At 64.7% G+C, this 20,119-nt stretch carries 13 protein-coding genes and 1 pseudogene; 5 read left to right on the top strand and 9 right to left on the bottom strand.

What is annotated here, in order from left to right:
• Positions 1-300 precede the first annotated feature (300 nt).
• Positions 301-1,659, bottom strand: a complete 1,359-nt coding sequence (locus ACZ5K7_RS00785; protein WP_468908906.1) for a hypothetical protein — start codon at positions 1,657-1,659, stop codon at positions 301-303.
• Between the two features lie 172 nt (positions 1,660-1,831).
• On the opposite strand from ACZ5K7_RS00785, the gene ACZ5K7_RS00780 reads away from it, so the two are divergent.
• Positions 1,832-4,684: an NACHT domain-containing protein gene (locus tag ACZ5K7_RS00780; protein ID WP_468908903.1), complete on the top strand. Its 2,853-nt coding sequence runs from the start codon at positions 1,832-1,834 to the stop codon at positions 4,682-4,684.
• Between the two features lie 139 nt (positions 4,685-4,823).
• Here the strand turns inward: ACZ5K7_RS00780 and ACZ5K7_RS00775 are convergent, their stop codons facing one another.
• The 6 genes from ACZ5K7_RS00775 to ACZ5K7_RS00750 all read right to left on the bottom strand — a co-directional run bounded on the left by ACZ5K7_RS00775 (position 4,824) and on the right by ACZ5K7_RS00750 (position 13,026).
• On the bottom strand, positions 4,824-5,045 hold the full coding sequence (locus tag ACZ5K7_RS00775; protein ID WP_468908900.1) for a hypothetical protein: 222 nt from the start codon (positions 5,043-5,045) through the stop codon (positions 4,824-4,826).
• A gap of 42 nt (positions 5,046-5,087) precedes the next feature.
• Positions 5,088-5,828: a hypothetical protein gene (locus ACZ5K7_RS00770; protein ID WP_468908897.1), complete on the bottom strand. Its 741-nt coding sequence runs from the start codon at positions 5,826-5,828 to the stop codon at positions 5,088-5,090.
• On the bottom strand, positions 5,773-6,003 hold the full coding sequence (locus ACZ5K7_RS00765; RefSeq protein WP_468908894.1) for a hypothetical protein: 231 nt from the start codon (positions 6,001-6,003) through the stop codon (positions 5,773-5,775). The genes ACZ5K7_RS00770 and ACZ5K7_RS00765 overlap by 56 nt, the downstream gene beginning before the upstream one ends.
• A 254-nt stretch (positions 6,004-6,257) precedes the next feature.
• Positions 6,258-6,377, bottom strand: a complete 120-nt coding sequence (locus ACZ5K7_RS00760) for a DUF3761 domain-containing protein (protein ID WP_468909837.1) — start codon at positions 6,375-6,377, stop codon at positions 6,258-6,260.
• A 524-nt stretch (positions 6,378-6,901) separates the two neighbouring features.
• Complete coding sequence (locus ACZ5K7_RS00755; RefSeq protein WP_468908891.1) at positions 6,902-10,924, bottom strand: hypothetical protein; 4,023 nt, start codon at positions 10,922-10,924, stop codon at positions 6,902-6,904.
• 125 nt (positions 10,925-11,049) lie between these two features.
• A complete protein-coding gene (locus tag ACZ5K7_RS00750) occupies positions 11,050-13,026 on the bottom strand; it encodes a hypothetical protein (RefSeq protein ID WP_468908888.1) in 1,977 nt (658 codons plus the stop codon).
• A 585-nt stretch (positions 13,027-13,611) separates the two neighbouring features.
• On the opposite strand from ACZ5K7_RS00750, the gene ACZ5K7_RS00745 reads away from it, so the two are divergent.
• A complete protein-coding gene (locus ACZ5K7_RS00745; protein ID WP_468908885.1) occupies positions 13,612-14,649 on the top strand; it encodes a phosphotransferase in 1,038 nt (345 codons plus the stop codon).
• A 206-nt stretch (positions 14,650-14,855) separates the two neighbouring features.
• On the opposite strand, the gene ACZ5K7_RS00740 is transcribed toward ACZ5K7_RS00745, so the two are convergent.
• Together ACZ5K7_RS00740 and ACZ5K7_RS00735 are read right to left on the bottom strand one after the other, a co-directional pair.
• Complete coding sequence (locus tag ACZ5K7_RS00740; RefSeq protein ID WP_468908882.1) at positions 14,856-16,580, bottom strand: TerD family protein; 1,725 nt, start codon at positions 16,578-16,580, stop codon at positions 14,856-14,858.
• A 294-nt stretch (positions 16,581-16,874) separates the two neighbouring features.
• Positions 16,875-18,443 (bottom strand): restriction endonuclease, encoded by a 1,569-nt coding sequence (locus ACZ5K7_RS00735; RefSeq protein WP_468908879.1) that lies wholly within the window; start codon positions 18,441-18,443, stop codon positions 16,875-16,877.
• A 215-nt stretch (positions 18,444-18,658) separates the two neighbouring features.
• Between ACZ5K7_RS00735 and ACZ5K7_RS00730 the strand changes: the two genes are divergently transcribed.
• From ACZ5K7_RS00730 to ACZ5K7_RS00720, 3 genes and pseudogenes are all read left to right on the top strand, one after another.
• Complete coding sequence (locus tag ACZ5K7_RS00730; protein ID WP_468908877.1) at positions 18,659-19,393, top strand: hypothetical protein; 735 nt, start codon at positions 18,659-18,661, stop codon at positions 19,391-19,393.
• Positions 19,371-19,934, top strand: coding sequence for a hypothetical protein (locus tag ACZ5K7_RS00725; protein ID WP_468908875.1), 564 nt, complete (start codon positions 19,371-19,373; stop codon positions 19,932-19,934). The genes ACZ5K7_RS00730 and ACZ5K7_RS00725 overlap by 23 nt, the downstream gene beginning before the upstream one ends.
• Positions 19,874-20,104: pseudogene (locus tag ACZ5K7_RS00720) on the top strand (tyrosine-type recombinase/integrase); the annotation flags it as partial. The gene ACZ5K7_RS00725 and the pseudogene ACZ5K7_RS00720, both read left to right, overlap by 61 nt.
• Positions 20,105-20,119: the final 15 nt, after the last annotated feature.

The following is a 20,119-nucleotide window of genomic DNA, read 5'->3' as shown; positions in this document are numbered from 1 at the left end:
CTGCGGTGATGTCGCTGGGAACGTCTCTGGCCTGGGCTGATCCGCCTTTCTGGGTCTTTCACGGTCGTGCCTGGTTACGCAGTCGATTCTCCCCACGTGCTCCCCAGAGCCGCTCGTACTCCCCAGATTCTCCCCAGAGAATCGCCCATTGCGTGCTCGGTGGGGGGTACGAGAGGAACTGCTCCGATGGGACCGATGATCACAGGCGGTAGCTGCCGAGGGTTGGGATAGAAGCCGTCGGTAGTTGCTACCACCCGTTTTGCGTGCCTCTCCACTATCTCCTGATGAGGCTGCCCATCGTCAGGGCAGCAGGTGAATGGCCAAGACGGAGCCGTCCTGATGTATCGAGACGGGACCGCCCCACTTCTTGTCCCATGTGCCGGAAGGCCACGTGGAGCGGAAAGCGTAGACATCGCTTCGATATTGCTCCAGCTGGCCGCGGCTCAGGTGGCCGAAGAGATCGGCCTGGACTCCGGAGAATGCCTCCACGCGTGTTCCGTTGAGTCGGAAGACGTGGTCGGTGCCGACGAACGGGACGCCGAGCAGAGTGCATTCGGCGTCCTGGACGCTGTCGGTGGCTGCGTGGGCGATGCCGGCGGAGAAGCGGCGGCTTCCCTGGCGGGTGGTGAGGTACGGGGCGGTGGAGTCTCCGTCGCCGGCGAAGGCGGTGAGCCCCGCAGCGGATGTGCGTACGAGGACTCGCTGGAACCATCCGGTGATTTCCTCGGTGACGTGAATGCCAGGTTCTGCGGACGGCCCTTTGCCGTTTTCGGCCGGTAGGTGAATGCCCGGCGGCCATGCCTCGTCCTGGAGCTGTGTGTTCAGGTTCCCGAGCAGGGAAGTGTCTGTACTGGGCAACCAGCCGTCCGAGCCTTCGGCCTTGAGAGCATGCACGGTGAGCGCCTCGTCCAGCGGGAGCTGTGTGCTGAAGATCAGGCCGGGTGTCTGATCGTAGACGCCGATGTGGACTCCCTCTACGTAGGCAGAGGCGTCGGCGAGTTGGCCGTAGGAGGTGGTCGCCGTGCCATGGTTTCCGCGGGAGACGATAGGAAAGATCCGCGACGATTCTCCTGGTTTCCAGACTTCGCCGAAGTACTGCGGGCGGTACCGGTAGCCCACCGTGGCGCCCTTGTCCTTGCTGTTCAGGGCCCAGCCTGCGCGGAGGGCTGTGTCCGAGGGAACGATCGACACTGCATGATCCGGGTAGTGTCGGTTGAGAATCCGTTCCGCGACGGCCAGCGCGAATCCGACCCCGAGCTCTCCGGACTGGAGCGCCTTGTAGTAGTCGGCCGTGTCCTTCCCCTCGGCGGAGAGCCCCATGAACGACGTGGGGCTGCCGTTGAGGGCCAGGCTGTATTTCAGGCTGCCCCAGTGCTCGGCAAGGCCGCGGGCTGCTCCTCGGCGTGCCAAGGAGATGGCTCGCGCAAGGGTGTGCAGGACGTCCCACGGCGTCAGCCGGACCGAGCCGTCGACATCTGAGGTATCTAACGGACGCAGGCCCGGCTTGCGTCGGAGGGCTTCGAGGTCTTTGTCTTTGCGCTCTTCGTCGTCCTCTGCGGCTGCGGCACCGACGTCCCCGGCGACTGCCGAGGTGGAATGGACAGCTACGTTCGAATACCGCGCGAGATCTTCAAGTGCTTCTTCAGCCGACTTCGGCACCTGTTCCCCCTGTTCTCCGGTGGATCGCAGCGAGACCTAAGACCAACGCCGCAAGGTACGAGTCGAACGATGGGCGCACGCAAGTGCGCATAGGGCGCACCCTTGGAGGCAGACGGCTGGTGAAAGTCCCGCGGGGCGCTCGGGAAGGAGGCCGTAGCGGCATCATGGTCGGGTGGATCACAACCTCAGCGGCTTGAGCACCCGTGAGTTCGAGCATGTGTCACAAGCGCTGGCCCAGGAGATCCTCGGGCCCGGTGTCTCAGTCTTCGGGGACGGCAAGGACGGCGGCCGCGAGGCCACGTTCGAGGGGCGAGTGCCGTATCCGAGTGTGCTTGAGGCATGGGATGGCTACGGGGTGGTGCAGGCCAAGTTCCGGCAGCGGACGGATCAGCAGCCCCTGGATGCGGTCTCCTGGCTGAGGGGGCAGATCAAGGAAGAATTCGAAGCATGGCTGAGTCCGACTTCCAAACGGGACAGGCTTCCCGAGTACCTGATCTTCACCACCAATGTGGTTCTGACTCCCGTACCCGGCAGCGGAGGCATTGCTCAGATCGAACAATTCATCTCCACTTACGCGGCAAGGCTCGGGCTCAAGGGCTGGGCCGTATGGCACTACGACAGGCTGTGTCGCGACCTGGACCGGTACGAGTCCATCCGTCGTACCTACGCCGGCGCCATCACATCCGGTGACCTTATTGCGAAACTGCTCGACGTCGTTTCCGCCGGAACTCGGCCCCGGCTGGATGCGCTCGCTGCAGCGGCTGATGCCTCGCAGTACCGTCGCAAGGCTCGTCTGAGCCTTGTGCCCGAGGAACGTGCGGGTGCCGTTCTAGATTGGGCTGACGCGTCTTCCGTGCCCGTGGTGACTGTCCCCGTCGGCACTCTGGCGGTTCTTGTTGCGCCGATGGGAGCGGGCAAGAGCGAGGAAGCCGAGCGGTGGTTGCGGGAAGGACTGCGCGAGGCCGCGGCGGACCCTGATACTGCGATCCCCGTATGGGTGGAGGCCCGTAAGGCAGTACCCGATCTTCTGGATGCCATCACGCGGGCGGGCGGCGAAGTGACCAGTGGACTCGGACATATCGTGATCGACGACCTCGACGGGATCTCACCCGAGCAGACTGCACAGCTCCTGTATGAGGCCAGGTTCTTGCTTGCCGCTCATCCGACCGCCCGAATTCTTGCCACGTGTCGACCTGGCGTCGACGTGGGCAGAGCCGCGGTGCACGTGGTTGCCCCGTGGCCGGTGCGGCGTGGCAAGGAACTTCTGGACCTTGTCGTCGGCGACGACGCGCGAATGCATTTCCGGGACCGTGAAGTGCAGGACCTGCTGACCAGCCCCCTCCAGGTCCTGTCCGTCGCGTCTCGCCTTCTCGCTGGTGAACACACGCGGGTTTCCAGCTTGGAGCTGTTGTCTGGTCTGGCTGCTTCCGTCATCAAAGGCCGGCGCAGGGGGCACCCAGCTCCACAGACTTGGGACAGCCTCGCTCGCCTCGCCGTGCGCGTCTTGAACGCCGGGGGCTCCGTCTCCGCTCAGCACTTCGGACATGAAGCCGAGGTGTGGCAATTGATCGACACAGGCTTGGTTGTCCACGAAGGTGCGCGGCTCCGCTTCGCCCTGCCCGTCTTCGAACAGCACTTCGGCGCACAGGCTTTGCGTAGGGGCACCGCGCAGCTGGAAGAGATCGTCCTTGCCGACGCGTTCCCCCGGTGGCGCTATGCGATCGCTTTCGCGGTGAGTGCGAGTGACTCGGATGAGGCAGAGGACTTCATGCTTCGCCTGGCGCGGGCCAACCCCGCAGCCGCTTCCTGGGTTCTTGACGAGATCGCTCGGGGCACCAAGGCGGATGACGGAACACGCGACGCTGAGGAAAAGGCCAGGACGGCAGTCGCTGGACTCATCCCGGCCGAACCCGACGAACTCCAAGCCGCCGAAGCGGTCGGTGCATGGCTCCGCGAGGCGCTCGAAGCATTCGTGGAGGGTTCTGGCCCGCTGGGTGACTCGCTTCTCCTGCTGCGAGATGGACGCCTTCCGCGGTGGGGAGTGTGGGCGAAGGAGGGCTGGGTGGCCATCTCTCCATCGAGATACTCCTCCGAGCCGCCCGCGGTGACTCCGCTGGCCTCGCATCCGTCACACCGTGACGACCCCGAATGGCGCTGGTGGAGCCAGCACCTCTTTCCCGCAGAGCCGCTGGGCAGGTGGATCTGGGCCCGCGGCCGAATCCGTGAACCCCTGGAGCGTGTAGTTCGGCGGGGTGCTCTCACGGTGCCGCCGGATTCTCCGCTGGCCTATGAGAGGCTGTGGCACCTTGTCCAGGGACTCCGCCGCAGAAGTAGCTCCCCCAATTCGGTCTCCGTACCAGAAGTGCGCCAGCAGGTCGAAGCGATGATGGAGGGTGTGCGGACATCGGTGTCCTATACCCATCAGGTTGCGGGCTATACATACGACTCTGCGGACGTCCGGTTCCTGTACTCGCAGCTGGCTGGCGTGACGGACGAGGTGTTGCACAGACCGTACGGAGAACCGGACCAGGAAACGCCGCGGCGGGGATCGGTCTGGCAGGGGTACTCCCCGATGCTGACGCTGAACATCGCCGAACAGATCCTGCGGGATTCCATCGTCGGCTATCGACAACTGGTCGAACTGAACTTCCCGTCCTTCGCCGTCGCGTTGGGCCTTTACACCGCCCTGCCCGTGAGGGCCGAGGGCATGGTGGTCATGCCGGAGGACGATACGGATGGGTTGCACAGCGGCCTGCTCTACACTCTTCGTCCCCACGCAACAGGGCACCGTCCGGACTCACCTGAGGTGAACCTGGACCTTTGGACCCAGCCAGGGTTCGGCCCTGCCACGCCATTTCCCGATGGTCCGGTCGATTCAAAGACGAACTTCCATCAGCCTTACTACGAAGATCGCGAACTGCTCACGGGGGCACGCCGCCCGGCAACTGCACTTGCCTATGAGTGGCTGATCCGCGACTTGAAGGCGGTCGGCTGGCTTGGTGCGACCGCCAGGCTCTCTGTATAAGGGGCCCAACGAGTCAGAGGCGACGGTTAGGCAAGGGGATGCTCAGCTGTCGTAGGCGATGATACTTTTCCAGGCTGCAGTGGCAGTGGCCTACGGGCTGCATTGGAAGCCCGGCCGCATGTGCCGTCGGTCGGCTTGATCAGCGCTGTGTCAGGACACCGAGGTCGTCGAGCAGCCCGCGGGCGCGGTGCTTGATCTCGTCGCGGATGGGACGGATGTCGGTGATGGTCCTGCTGGCGGGGGCGTCGAGGATCCCGAAGAGGTAGTACTTGCTCGTGAGCCAGCCCTTGGTGACGACGGTGGAGGCGGCGCGGACGATCTCGTCGGTCCCAGGGCGCGCTTGCCGCCGATGCGGGGGCAATCCCGCCTCGGCCGATGTGGTCAGGGCCTTTCGTGGTGACGACTACGGCCAGAACAGTTTGATCTGTTCGAGAGGTATTCGCGGCGCAGGCACCGCAGGTGGCTCGACCGTGTAACCCAGAATCTGTAGAACCTCGACAGCAGCCTCCGGAGCATCCCTGACAGCAGACATCAACTGGATCTTGCGCCAGGTCCTCAAATGCTCATCAATCACCGTGCGCCAAGCTGGCGTTGTGTCGATGGCGAACTCCCGCTTCAGGAACAGCAGCACATCTTCAAGCGAAGGCCGCATCCGATGCCCCCCCACAGGCAAGTGCATCTCTGACAGCCGCGGGAGCTTGCGCCGGCGAAAGCCTTGCTTGGGCCTTCCCGCATCCGCTAGGCGGAGCAAGTACGCCATCTCGTCCCGGTGCGCGTGTACCTGAACGTGCGCGCCAGGCGGCTCCTTGCTGCTCCGGACATACTCGAAGCGAATCAACGGATCCGATATCCCGGCGTAGTGAACGTGGATGTCCGCCTGGTCCGTTGCCAGGTAGGTACTGCTGCCATCCCAGCAGCAGTAGTACCGGACCATCAGACTGATGACCGGCTCGCCGTTCACCGAGACCGCGATCCGCTGCACCTTCTCATCTGCCGACATTGGTGAGACGCGCACCCGATGACCCACATTGAGGGCAGCGAAACGCGGGGCCTCCTTGCCTAGAACGCCCTGCGTCAGTGCGGTCAGATCATCGGCGAACGTGGTCGCCAGCTCGTCGAGCTTCGACGTCTCCTCGGCTGTCACCGTCGAGAAGGTAGTCGATTCCTTCGATGGTGTGCCAGACGTCCAACTCGTCCATTGACAGGCTGTACACCTCGGCCCGGTCGCGCAGCTCTTCGTAGGTCATGCCGACCTCAGTGAGTAGCCTGCTTCGCTGCTCACGCAACTGCTCCGGTGTTTTGCGAATCACCGTCGACATAGCGAACCCCCTGTCCGTAGCTACCACCAGTCAAGCATCCCCCACTGACAGCCAGCTGGGCGGTCCACGCGTACAGCATCCATGCGAGTGATGTCTCTAGTCCAGATACCCGTTCAAGTTGGAGTGAAAGCGCAGGTCGCGGAGTCAATTCAGCCTCATAAGTAAACCCCAGGCGCACTGATCCAGCCGGGGTTTGCAGAAGGACGAACGCCTCGCAGCCGATGCAACTGCGAGGTTTGCTCGCTGGTCGGCAGCTACCGACACCAGCGCTTCATGCTCCCGTGAAGAGAGCAGGCGCCGCGGGCGTGGGTGCTGTGCGAGTAGGTGCCGTCTTTGCACTTCGCTGTGGCCCCGCGCGGATGGGGGCTACCGATGGAACGTCAGTGCAAGCGCGCCCATATCGGACAGGGGTAGTAGTTGGGAAGGCTACTCGGCGTCACGCTCGTTCGATCCGCAGCCTGCTAGGCGCGGGCTGCTTCGTAGGCCAGGGTGTCCCGTAATAGGTCGATGGCGTCAGCGGGTACTTGTGGAAGGTGCTCCGTGCCATGCGCTGCCCGGCTGCTGCACAGCCGAACCGGCTGGGACACCGTTGCGCGGAGCCTTGAGGTCTTTCTTACTGCCGCGGTGGTTGTCGACGACCGGCCGGTCGGGGGCGCGGCTCGAACATGCCGACGCAGCGGGTGCCGAGAGCGGCCGCGGCGTCGACTGCGTACTGGAGGTGCGTGCAGTCGCTCGTTTGACGCGCTGGCCGCTTCACAACCCCTTGAAAGGGCGGAAAATGCAGACTGACCTGCGGGTTTTTCTATTCGACTTCCTCGTGGCATCTTTCTGATGACGACACAGGTAGGGCACTCGCCCAGTGCGAGTCGTCGGGCGAGCAGCTTCCGATACATGGGCCTCAATCGTCTGCTTCGGCGAGGAGCCGTGCGGCACGGTCGGGGTCGAGGTCCCATTGCAGGGCGACCGTTATCACGCCGTCCATAAGCTGGTAGTCATCCGTTGGATGACCGGTCACGCCTTGAGCAATGGCGACCGCGAGGTTCGGTACGCCCGAATCTCGGAGAGCTGCTTCATCTGTAAACTCGCCTTCCACTCGACGAGCGAGGGAGCTGAGGAATTCCACGACCTTGTCGATGACCGTGTCCACGGAGCGGAGTTCTGTGACGGCGCGGTGCGCCTGCTGGAACTGCACTGCGGCTTGATCCGCGATGATCTGGTGCTGCGGGTGGGGCTCTCGCATAGTCATCAGATGCGCCAGACCAGAGAGAAACTGAAGAGCTTGGTGCGCATTGATGACCGCATCGGTAAGCGGCGTCGAGTAGGCATTGGGAAGTGCGCTGCTCCAGTTATCGAAGAGGTCGGTTGCCCGCCAAAGCGTCGACTGGAGCTTGTGCGCGAGGAGTCTGATTGGCCTGCCGTCAACGAAGGGCACAAGTAGAACGGCGCTACGGTTGCCCTGCGATACGTGGTCGTGTCGCATCAGGGTGCTTAGCTGTTCCAGTGCTGCCGCCCATTGGGTGGGACCGTCGAGCTCCACACTCACCGCCAATTCCACCGCTGGCCAGATCGTCGCGTTGGCGTCAGAGAGTGGCCGAGCGTAGAGCTGAACAGAGAGCCCCGCGGCTTCTGCGTCGGTCTGGAGCTTCTGCTGAACGGCGCTCGCTCGTACGTCGGCAGCCCTGCGGGCGAGGTCCGCCGCCCTGGCGAGTGCTTGTGCGGATGGCCCGGATCGCGCTTCGGTCCTGAGTGCCTTAGGCCCGACGGTGCCCCAGGCGAGTTCCGCGAGAACGGCGTGCAGGTCGGTGAGAGTCTTCGCCAACTGGTCGAGGACGATGGGTGATTCCTGATCGATCAGATGCCAGCGTTCCTGCTTCCGTACGCGAGCCACGCTGACCCTCAAGGTGTCTCGGGCGTAGCAGGCGAGTGAGCGGTACTCCTCGGGGCCGACGATCCTTCGGGTGAGATTGTCCGCGATCCCGTCCACGAGCTGGTGTAGGTGATCTACCTCACCGCCTGGAGCGGTACCGTCGGCGGGCATCGCGGACAGGAGTGTGCTGTTTGCAGGCAATGAGAACGCGGCGGCCTGGTCCTGAAGAGCCGCCTGCATGGTGCGAAGCTTCGCGATGTCCTGGGGGCGGCTGCGGCCGGTACACCAGATCCGAGTGAGGTCCGTCAAGTACTTGTACAGTACCGGGATCACCCTGCCAGCGTTAACTGTCCGACTTGTCCAGTCGGCTGTGCCGGCCGCTGTCGTAGCGAGCAGGGCCTGCGCGCGGATCCATGCCAACTGGGTTGACGGCCGGTCGTACTGGCGTTGCAGGCGGCTGATTCCACTCGTGAAATCACCGAAGGTCAAGGGGATTTCACCGGGGAGCAAGATCTGGACATCCACGCTCTCGCAGCGCGGAAGGCAGCGCAGCAGGATCCGGCCGAACGCCCGAATCGACTGCTCCACGTCTGGCTGAGCTAGATCGGACACGTGCAGTAGCCGGGCGTACGCGACCGGACTGCCGTCCCGCTCCACCACGGATGTCTCGACGAGCCACGGGAAATGGGACCCGAGCCTGGCCAGGACAGCCTCCTCGCCGCCCATGAGATCCATCAGGCCGGTGGCCAGAGTCACCGACACTGCGCGCGCGGCGGTAAGGATGTCCCCCAGGGTCTCGACTGATGACCCGACAAGCAGCAGCCCGAACGGTGAGTCCGCGAGAATCGGCGGCCATCCCGTGAGATCCAGATCCGCTCCGACGAGCACAGCCAGAAGCCGCTGTGCTTCGGCTACTTCCCCGCATTGCGCCAGGACACGCGCCAATGCGGCGGTCCCGAACTGCTCCGCCAGGGCGTCGCGCAACGGCGAGCCGGGCGGACCGGCTGCGCCGATCTCGGTGATAGCTGCGGCGATCTCGGGTTTCAGGTTGGGCAGCGGGTCCCCGCCCAGTACCGCAAATTGCAGGAGAGTACGACGGTGCGCAGGGGCCACTTCGTGCTGGTCGAGGATTCGCGCCCAGTCAGCAGCGCACCGGGTGAAATCGACCAACCGCAGTGCCTGGAGGACACCGGTGGGCGCACCTACTCCGGGCCTGCGCCCCAGCTCGATCCTAATCTGCTCCAGTACGACGGAATCCAGATCAGGACGCTCGCCGAGAACGCCCGCCACAAACGGCTGGAGCTGGCTGTCCGACAGTATCTGCATCACGGCGATGACGGTCTCGTTCAGCATCGGTGGTGGCACCGTATGCACAGCCTCGGCCAACCTGCTGGAGCGCAACTGGTGAAGCCCAGACAGGCGTCCCATCTGCTCGTGGACAAGATGCTCATTGAGCAGGCGGGACAGCGCCACTCGAAGGTCTGCGTCACCGACGCCGAGTTGTCGCTGGAGGGCCCGCACCGGCAGGTCGGCGCCCCACCGATGGGCTACCGAGATCCTGGCAAGAATATCGATCTCCGTTTGCCGCCCTTCGACTACCCTCCGGTCGACCTGCTCCGACAGGACATCCGAGAGCCGCCGTCCACTGGTAAGAAGGTGTGTGAACTCAAGGGTCAGGCCGTCCGCTGCTTCGTATGCCTCCCGCCAGTGCGCAGCTTTCGTGGCTCCGGACGCGCACAGGCCGGCGTAGATCTGCTGAGCGACATCCTCATCGAGCGTGACTGCGATCTGAGCGCAGTCGGCCCGGCTTCGGAGCGGAAGTAGGTCCTCGCTCCGGGCCGAGCCCAGCAATAGGACGCCGGAAATCGGCGCGAGTTCACGGTGCAGAGCGTCCCACGCCTCTGCCGCTCCGATCCCGATGCCATCCACCACAAATCCGACCGGCGATCGCGCCGAGGGCTTCAACGCTCTGGCAAGTCGTACCAGCGAGGCGATGTCCTCGTTCCGTAGACGCCTGACCCGGTACCAGAGAACGTGCCTGCTCACATAGGCGGCCGTCCACATCACGGTCGATTTGCCGACCCCGGACGGTCCGGTGACGAGAATACTCTCCTCGCGGTCGATCGCCGTGACAACCTGACCAGTCACAATCGGCCTGGGAGCGGGCAGGCCAGCGGCGATATGACCGGGCTGCACATCGATGCCCTCGTAGAAGCTGGCTGACCGAAGTGGCCGGTCGAAGTCCACGGGCTCGCAGACCCCCCCAGTCAGTGCCGCTTCCAGCGACTCCTGATCGATGGTTTCCGCGACTTCCTGCGCGAGGCGCTCGATGCTCGTCCGGCTGAGACCGGCCGCCTTCGCCAGGCTCATCTCCGCATTGGTGTCAGCGTGATCTGCCACGGCGTTACGCAAGGCGAGCACTACTGGCTCCGCTGCCGCTGGCAACAGCCCGAACCGCTGCACCACCGCGGTGCAGGTCTCCTCCGCAGCGACACGCCACGGCAGCACGTAGAGGCTGACAGCGGCGCACCAGGCGTCGACCTCGTCCCTGCTCAGACCGGCCTGGGCAGCCTTTATGCCGAGTTCCCGCAGCACCTGATGGTCCGTCTGGAGCTCACTCAAGGGCTGACCCCACCGAGTGAACCACTCACCGTTCACGGGTCGTTCGAGAACGAGCACCGGCCGACCGGACACTTCCGCCTGTTCGCGTCTAGCATGCGCTTTGGCCATGGCGACCAGATGCTCCGCCACGTCGGAGGCTGCGAAGTCACCGACTCTTTCCTGGCGTGACTTCACCTGGACATGCCAGGGAGTCTGGCCTTCACAGGAGAGGTCTTCAAACCCTTCGGGGACGATGCGATCGACGACGAGGGTGCTGGACAGCACACGACCACACAGCCATGCTCCGACGGCGTCCTGGTAGTGGAAGCCGCGGCCGGCACGTGCCCCTGAGCGTGTCTTCGTCCACAGGGACTCTGCTGGTCCGCTGTTCGGGTCGCTCTGCTTCACAGACGCGGCGGGCCGCCCTCGCCGCCTCTTGTTCTTGCTGGCCATTAAGGAAGCATGACAGTTCGGTCGGACAGCCGAGGTGAATGGTCCAGACGGCTCTGCCCAGCGGCACCAAAGGATGCGGGAAAGGTCACGCGGCCACAAAACGCGGGTGTACAGTTCCCGGCCGCTCAGCCCTGCGTTGGTGTGGAACCCAGAAGAAACCACTGGTGCCCCATCCCTTCCAGTCGCTGAAGCGCAGTGTGAGCGGAAGCGATTGCTCGGTATCCATGGTTTGACCTCTCCACGACTGCGAGACGCGGTGATGCCAGAAAGGCGAGTGTGCTCGTCACCTCGTCCGCGTCCACGCGCTGCCCGCGGGCACGAAGTTCACGCCTGAGGTCGGTTACTTCCAGCCATGCGCCTTCGTGCAGCGGATCATCGGCCTCGCTAAGGAGGATGTCGAGCAGAGCACGTTCAAGCTGAGCGTGACGCAGCTGATCCTGCTGGGCCTGGCGAAGCAGGTCGTCGCGCTGGTCGGCTGCCAGAGCGGGATCGATCAGTGGGTGATGAGACGTGGGCGTCAGGGGGGTGAGTGCCTGAGTCCGGACTGCCTCGGCCAGAGTGCCGGTATAGACAAGGGCGATTGAGGGATCGCTGTCCGCCTCTTCCTGCAGCCTGGGATCGAAGCCAGGTCCGACGAGCAGAGTGAGGTCGGCACCGACCTTGGCTCGATGGACCGGAAGCCGTGAGAGGGACTGATAGACGACGCGTCCCTTGGCGGAGGTCTTGGCTTCCACGGTGAGGACGCGACGGTAAACGCCCATGCCAATACGGACGACGCCATCGGCGTTTTCCTGACCGCCGATGTGGTGGCCGGGCATGCCGAGGTAGGCGAGGGCCGCGATGACTGCCCACTCCAGACGCTCGGGAGACGAGCTGTCGTATGCTGCCGCCTCCACTTCCGCAGCGAGCGCTTCACTTCGCGCAGCAACTGTTTTCGACTCAGGCGCAGTGGCGGTGTCGGGCTCAGGAAGCGACGATGAGTCCGGCGGCGCCATATACGGGGTTCCCGTACGAAACGCCCGGCCCAGGGCCGTGACACGGTATGTGGTGGACGTAGGCTTGGCCACCAAGCCGCAGGCCATCAGCAGGTCCAGGCGGGCCTTGATCGCGGTGGCGGGAAGCCGGCGACCGCCAGGGGGTGTATAGGCATGTACCCGATCTGCGAGGGAGGCGGCGGTCGGAGTCGTCACGGTATCGAGTTCGTGCAGGATTTCGGTGAAGTAGAGGACGTGGCCTTGAATGATCCTGGCCAGGTCGAGAGGCTCGTTGCTGACCACCCAAGCGGTGCCCGCCTCAGTGGCGGTCCAACTGGTTGACGAATCGCGCCGGATAAGGCCCAACGCTTTGGCCGCTTCTCGGGCGCTCTTGGCACTCGACGAGGTCTTGACGCCCGGGAACGCCTCTCGGATCAGTGCGGTGAACGCATCGTCGGTGATCGAGGGAATGGCTGCGTCCGTGAGGAGTCGTAGCGCTTCCAGTCGACCATCGTTGTCTTGCTGTCCTGGTACGTACAGTGCTGAAGCGTAGGGGCGGTCTCGCAAGGCTTGCTGGTCGAGCTGATTGAGCATCAGGGCCAGGACTGGTGGGGGTGTCGGTAGGTCGCCCGGCTCGTCGTCGACCTCCTGACTGCCAGGAACGAGGAGAGGATGGATTTGTTGCCCTGTTGCCGTCAAATGCACCTTTCCGTTGAACAGATCCGCCAAGCCGAGGGCTCGCAGCCAGTTCGTACGGTCGCGTACCGGACCAGGTGAGTCCCAGGGGAGCCCGAAGCGCCGCGCAGTGTCCGCTAGTTCCTGGTGTGTTGCGGGCTGCTCGGACAGTGCTCCCATCAGTTCTCCGATGAACCGGACATGCCGATGGAAGATGCCAATCAGGTCGCACGGATCGCCGCTCTCCAGCCACTGTGTGGCTGACCCGGTTGGGAGGAAACGGCCTTCGATCTGGCTCAGTACTCCTGCTCGGGCGAGATCTGCCAGTATGCGACGGGAAGGTTGGTCCTCCAGGGACGGCGGGAAGTCCTGAGTTCGGCCGTTTGCTGACGCGCGCAGATCGGTGATCAAGTTGCGCAGCTGGCTTTCCCACCCCGATACCGAGCCGGTCATCTTGGGTACTGAACTCGTTCGCAGCGACCAAGCGAGTGGATGAATCATCTTACCCATAAGGCGGAACGATATTCAGAGTGCCGAAACCAAATGGGGAATAATGGTGACTGATGCTAAATTTTCTAGATGGTCGCCATCGGAGTCTATCGATGTCCCATCTCCCGCTAACTTTGATCGGTTTTCCGGCGCAGGGAAGGCTTCAGCGACGGTACTCGCGGCGGTCCGAGGCCGGGCAGATGGCCCCACAGCCACAGCATGCAGGGGTAATCGGTGGTCACCTGTGACTTCCACTGTCGGCGACGATGATGAGTGACCAAGGCCGTTTGGTCTTTGGTCCCCTCTACATCTGCGGAGGTTGCTCTCCTGCGAAAATTCCCGGATTGGACGGCCCCATATCGGCTCCGCGCCTGTGAACCTACCCCGGGTGCCAGTCCCTTTTCCCTGCCTTGATGACAACCCCAGAGAAGCCGGAGAGCGGCCTCCTTCTCAGAGGACATCTGTGGGTATGGGTGACCGGCCCGCACTCGGATGTGGGATGAGTGATCTTCACGTCTCGGTGGGCGGCACTCACGTATCGTCTTCCGAGTGACTGATGCCACCGCGGCCGACCGGACTGACATCGCCAGCAACACTCTCGCTGAGTTGGCCGGCGCTTTTGACATTGGAGAGGTGCGGGAACGCCGGTACCTCGCCGACGGGCTGATGAACGTGAACTGGAGGGTGGGCACGTCGGCCGGGGCATTCGCACTCAAGCGTGTCACTGATGTGCCCCTTGACCGACTGATCCGCAATCTTGGTGTCCTTGGCGCGCTGGCCGAGGACGGCATCCGGGTCGGTGCCCCCGTCACCACCACTGCCGGCTCGCTGGTTGCTGAGGTTGAGGGCGGCATCTGGTGCCTGTTCCCGTGGGCGGCGGGCGCTCACGTCCGGGGCGTCGACCTCAGCCTGTCACAGGCGGCCTCGTTGGGCGCCCACCTGGGGCGCCTGCACGTGAGCCTGGGCCGGGTTTGTGGTCAGGGCCTGCTGCCTGCTGTGCCCGATACGGTCATTGCGGATGTCACATCGCCTGAGCGAGCCGTCGAGAAGTCGCACCGGCTGTCGAAGGCTGCCGAAGCGGGCGGCAGCGCCTTCGACGTGGCGGCGGTAGCTGCTCTTGATCACCGCCGAATGCTGATTACCGATCACGCCTGCAGGCGCCCACCGCACGCGTCCCCCGAAGGGGCGCACGGGTGGACGCACGGTGACGTGCAGTACCGGAACCTGTTGTGGGAGGGCGAGGAGCTTGTCGCCATCCTGGACTGGGACCGAGTCGGTGTGCGTCCGTGTGCGGAAGAGGTTGCGCGGACGGCTCAGGTGCAGTTCGGGGTGGACGGGGTGTTCGATCTCGCTCGCGTCTCGGCGTTCGTTGGTGGGTACCGGTCGGTGATGCCGCTGGAGGACTCCGCGCTCGCGGATGGTGTCCGCAGGCTGTGGTGGAAGCGGATGCAGGACTTCTGGCAGTTGGAGTTCCGCTACGACCGTGGTGGCCTCTCCTGTGATGAGCTGTTCACTGCGGATGAGGCGCTCTTGTGCTGGTGGACGGAGCGGCTGGATCAGGTCGAGGACGTGTTCGCGGCCGGGTAGATGCCGAGGGTTTCGAGGTCTGGCTCGTCCTGGTCAACGACGCCGACGTCACCGAGGACATCGCCCCGTGGGTACAGGCGGGCGGCCCCGGTGTCGCTCCCTGTCCCGACATCTGCGACCTCTACGTCTTCACACCGCCGCGCCGGGCGCAGTGAACGCGTAGCAAGACCATTCGAAGTGCCGACAGAACTCTGTGCCCTCGATCGTCACTCGACGTCGACTCCGTAGGCGCGGGCCAGGCCGTCGAGGCCGTTCGCCCAGCCCTGGCCGATGGCGCGGAGTTTCCAGGTGGGGTGGCCGTCGATGATGTGGCGGTACAGCTCGGCGACGACCATGGCCCGGATGTTCGGGTCGGCGGGCGGCTGGAAGATCCAGGATGCGCCTGTCGTGCACGTCATATGCAGGGCGGCGGAAGTGAGAGAACCACAGGTCAATCCGGTGTCGACGTCCATGTTGACGGCGATGGCCACGCGCCGGACCCGTTCGGGCAGCGCGGACAGGTGGACGGTGGCGCGTTCGACGGTGTGCGGTCCCTCGGGCTGTTTGCCGAGCAGGCGGGCGGCGCCGTCGGCGGCGGACGGCTGGTTGTAGAAGACGAAGTCCTCGTCGCTGGCGACACGGCCGTCATCCGTGGTGAGGAAGAGGGTGAGGTCGGCGTCCGCTCCCGCGAATCCGAAGGCGATGTGGAGCCCGTGCCAGGCTTCGTCGGGCAGTACCAGGGTCTGGCCGGGGATCAGCGCGGTCGGTTCCGAGGGAGGCGTGGATGGCATGGGAGGCGGTGGTGAGGAGATCTCCTGCCGCCACTCGGCGAAGGACTTGATGCGGTATGGGTCGACGACCGGATTCCCTTGGTCGGGGCGGGCGTTGGCGCCGAGGCTGATGTCGAGGTCGGCGAGCGAGGACTCGCCGGCGTCGGGTTCGTCCTGAGCGTGGTCCAGGAGTTCCTGGAGACCGGGTACGCGTGTGGTGTCCAGCGGCTTGATCGTGCTGGAGAGGTTGCCGGACGCGGTGGTGGTGACCGAGCAGGCGACGTCCTGGCCGATGTCCAGGAAGCGCAGGGCGTCCTCGGCGGTGCGCCAGGGTGTGGACTCGATCGCCTGACGCGTCCAGCGGCCGTAGACCACGAATCCGAGGCGCTGTGTGTCGGGCAGGCGGGTCAGTACGGCGAGGTCGATGGCAGTGATGCCGGGGGCGGTGGCGAAGCCCTCCTTGAGTGTGGCGACGATGTTGGAGCCCACGGCGGTGAGCCACCACAGCAGCCGATCCCGCTTGGTGAGGTTCTTGAGGGTCGGACGTCCGCCCGGAGTCAGTCCGGGGGTCTGGGTGGGCATGGAGTCGAGGTCCTGCTGGCGCATCACCACCGACAGCACGGACCCGTCCACGCCGACGGCGCAGCCCGCGGCGGGGTTGTCGGAAAAGGCCGTGTTCACCGCCTCGCAGACCGTCGCCTCGTCGTTGGCCACCAGGTCCTGCCACCACTGCTGGGCCTCGCCGGCCAACTGCTGGTGCACCGCCGCCAGACGTGCCGACTCCGCGGCCAGGTACGCGGGCGCGTCCTGTTGCGCGCGTTGCTTCGCCGCGGCCCGTTCAGCGCGGGCCAGTCGGCCCACTCCCCGCAGATGGAAAGTCTGCGCCTCCGCGAGCGCCCAAGGCAGACCCAGTTGAGGTGCCTCCGGGATCGTCGGCGGGTGAGCCGCCGGGAACGACTGCAGGTGGACGCAGGTCATCTGCTCCCGCAGCGAGCGCAGTTGGGCGATCGCTGCATCGCGCTCGGCGTCCTGCTGCGCCCGTTCCGCCTGACGGCGGACCCGGTCCAGTTGGGCAGCGGAGGGGACGACCGCCCGGGGACGTGAAGACCGTCGGGTGCTGGTCCGCCGCCGACTTCCGCCCAGGGAACTCGATGCGTAGAAGGGCCCGAGCCCTGATGACATCCGGGCTCCGCCGCTGCCCACGCTGAGCCTCGCCACCCGCGGACCGACGGAGGTACGCACTCCACGTGTCGAAACCCGCACGCTCATCCCGGGAACTCCGACTCGGAACCCGAACCCCATGGCATACCCCTCTCCCCACCGCCAAGTCTGACATCGCTCAAGGACGGAAGGGGCGGGTATGACCATGCGTGATGCGATGTGGGTCATCGATTGTTCGGGGCCACGTAGCGACTGTCACGGGACGTTTTGTCGCTGCCCGGCCTACGCTGATGTCTCCATCGGCCCCCGCGACTTCTAACGCGGGCGCCGCTTGGGCGGTACCGGTCCGGGGATGACCTCAAGGTTCATGTGCTCCTTGAACAGGTGGACCAGATTGGCGCCGTCGAGGAGTTCGAGCCTCCCGTGCTCGTTGGCGAACGCCTCGCTCGCCCGGCCGAACCAGGAGGTCGTCACCAGGATGCCCTTGGCCGCACGCTTGTGTTCCACCACGCCAGCGAGAGCGGAGACGGTCTCGAACGGGACCACGTTCCTGGTGCGTTTGGCCTGGATAATGCACAGTCCCTTCATGACCGGATCCGTGTTCATCGCGACCGCGTCCACACCTTCGTCCTTCGATGGCTGGGTGTTCACGCTGTCCAGGCCGATGGCTTCGAACAACTGCCGGATGAGGTGCTCGAATTCCGTGGGTGTCAGGTCCATCAGGACAGGTCGGCTGTCCAGACCGGCCACGACATCAAGGCTGTCCATGATCCGGAACTTGGACAGGTCGAACGTGACCAGCGGGCGCACTGGCTCGAGTTCGTACGGGTTGGGAGAGATCAGCGACCGCAGTCGTTTCAGGCAGGCCCGCGGGTCCACCTGTGTCAGGACCAACTCGCTGAATTCAGCCCGATCGGCCTGGAGAGTGATCAAGCACGGGTGGACGTTCCGCCCCGTGGCGCGATCGATAGTGGCGACATGCCCGTTCAGGGCGACGGACTGGACCACTTTTTCCGTGTCGGACGCGAAGAGTTCGTGGACGGTACGCAAGGCCGTCTGAGCCAGGACCGACGCGTACAGTTCCTTGCGTTCTCTGTCCGGCCTCGGTACGGGAGTGATCTCGTCGCGGGTCTTCACGTATCGGTATGCACGGGCCGCGGGGACCACGTCTTCCAAGGGCAGGTCGATCTCAATCAGCAAGTCGCCGGTGTCGGCTTGGAACGAGACCTGGTGGGTCTTCGGGAAACCGTGTGGATAGACGGAGGCGGCCAGGACTTGGTCGACGAACCATTCGACGGCTTCGACATCCCTGTCCCGGTAGGCGCTGCGACGCTCCTCCAGTGCTGCATTCCACGTTTCGACTCGGGCAGCCTCTTTCCGGTTTCCCTCCTCATGCTGTGCCCGTGCCTCCTCTAACTTCGCCACGCGCTTCTTCTCGTCACGTGCGTGGTCACGCAGAGCCCTGTCGAACCTCTTGCGCGCTGCCTCGACGTCCGCGTCGTACCCTCGCCGTCCGAATCCCAGAGCACCCAGCAGCCCCCGCGGAGGCTCTGGCTCGTACTCCTCCCAACGGGGCAGAGGAGCAGCCTTGGTACGCCCCTTGGGCGGCAGGAACGGCGACGGAACGAACTCTTGCTTCAACCGTTCGAACGTCAGCGGGCGCCCACCCACAACGGACGTGCGCAGCAGGTGGGAAAGCTGTTCAGCGTCATGCTCAGTCACGCTCGTCCGGTCTGCGGCCTCCTGGGCGCGGGCCGCCTCGTAGGCCGATTTCTCCGCGCGGGCCTTCTTCCTGGCCTCCGCCTTGGCGGCCTTCTGAGCCTTCTCTCGTTCTCTGGCCTGCCGTGCGAGTTCCCGTGCGTAAGGATCGTTCCCGCCCGCCACAGCTTTCCCCCAGTTCAGCGCATGATCGCCAGTTCGGAACGTTCCGCAGTATCCCGCAACAGGCCGATGGCGTCAGCAGTTACTTGTGGAAGGTGCTCCCTGCCATGCACTGCCCGGCCACTTCGCGGCCGAACCGGCTGGGGCGCTTGCGCATGGAGCCGGGGACTCTCCGATATCCACTTGGGCCGTCGGTGTCCGGCCTGCACGATGTTTCCGTGAATCAGCAGAGTGATCCTCATATCGTGATGATGACCTTGGACCGCGAGACCTCCTCGGTCGTTCTCGCGCGCTCAGACGGCAAGGAAGCTAGGGCGCCCCTGACAGACCCGCCGTTCGCCCCTACAAGCCTGCTGGTCCGGCTGCACTATTCACCTCTGGGTGGCCTGCTCGCCGTGACCCGTGACGGCGACGAGGTCACTTTCGAGGTGCCCGCTCGGGGCCGAACCGAGCCTCTCGACGACCGACTTGTCGTGTATCTGGACCAGAACATGTGGCGCCCCGTCAGCGAGGCTCTGCAAGGCGGTGACACGGTGAGCGGAGAAGATCGCGCGTCCGCTGAGCAGTTGGCGGAATGGGTTCGGAACAGGCGGATCATCATGCCGGCCTCGGCGGGTCACCACTACGAAACGACCAAGTGGTCCGTGGCGGACAAGCGATACAGCCTCGGCCTGACCATTCTCCAGCTGAGCAGGGGCTGGCAGATGCGGGACCCCCTGCAGGTGCGTGCAGACGAGATCCTTGAGATGTTCCGTGGCCGGAAGGGCAGGGCTGACAGCACCCGAGCGTCTTCCGTGTTCACGCTGGCCCCGGAACGCACTCCACTCGCCGAGGCGCGGTGTAACGCCAAGCACGCCACCGTCGGACCTTTCAGCCGCCGACGCCTTCCGCTGGATGTCCCTGACGTCTGCAAGCACCTACATCGACGTCATGCTCGATGCCGAGCATGTTGAGCCTGGGCCGGAGACCGGTTGGGCGGCATCGAATCAGCGGTACAGCGACTGGTTGGACACCCAGGGCTGGGATTCGCAGCAGAAGCGTCGATCCATTGACGCCTTTCTGTTCAGCGATTTCCAACATGAAATCGCGGAAGGAGCATACGCGGCGGGCCTGACTACTGAGGAGGTCCAGCAGTGGGGGCAGAAGCAGCCTGTGCAGGGTTTCGCTGTGCTGCCCGCGGCAGGGCTCTACCGGGAGATGTTTCACAACCGGCACCTCAACAGGGGCACGCAATGGAGGCGAAACGACCTCACGGACATGATCTACCTGTCCTGCGCGGCAGGGTACGCAGATTTCGTCGTTTGCGAGCGACACATGCGTGAGCCGCTTGAGCGGGGTATCAGGCGGCTTGGTCTGCGCGCGAAGGCGTTTCGTCGACTGAGTGAGGCGGTCTTGGCCATCGGCGATGCTCTGGAGCAGCGAAGGCAGGCGAGCGATGGGCGGCGTCCCGCAAGGACGGCTTCCACGTGCTGCGTCACACGTACGCCTCGGTGATCCTCGAAGCCGGTGAGTCCGTGGTCACCCTGGCCCGCTGGCTGGGGCACTCCAGTGCGACCATCACGCTGGACTACTACGCGCACTTCATGCCCGAGGCGGGCGGGAAGGGGCGCAGTGCCATCGACACCCTGCTCGCTCGGACGTCCCAAGCCGCCGTGGCCGCGTAGGGGGAATGACGAGCC

The sequence above is a fragment of the Streptomyces sp. NPDC031497 genome, from assembly GCF_055580905.1.
The sequence above is the reverse complement of the archived record's forward strand: the minus strand, read 5'-3'. Positions and strand labels throughout refer to the sequence as shown.

Excerpts from the sequence above, each read along its gene's own strand:
- ACZ5K7_RS00765 (WP_468908894.1), bottom strand. The coding sequence starts at position 6,003 with ATGTCGACGGTGATTCGCAAAACACCGGAGCAGTTGCGTGAGCAGCGA.
- ACZ5K7_RS00755 (WP_468908891.1), bottom strand. The coding sequence starts at position 10,924 with ATGGCCAGCAAGAACAAGAGGCGGCGAGGGCGGCCCGCCGCGTCTGTG.
- ACZ5K7_RS00750 (WP_468908888.1), bottom strand. The coding sequence starts at position 13,026 with ATGACCGGCTCGGTATCGGGGTGGGAAAGCCAGCTGCGCAACTTGATC.
- ACZ5K7_RS00740 (WP_468908882.1), bottom strand. The coding sequence starts at position 16,580 with ATGTCATCAGGGCTCGGGCCCTTCTACGCATCGAGTTCCCTGGGCGGA.
- ACZ5K7_RS00725 (WP_468908875.1), top strand. The coding sequence starts at position 19,371 with ATGCTCGATGCCGAGCATGTTGAGCCTGGGCCGGAGACCGGTTGGGCG.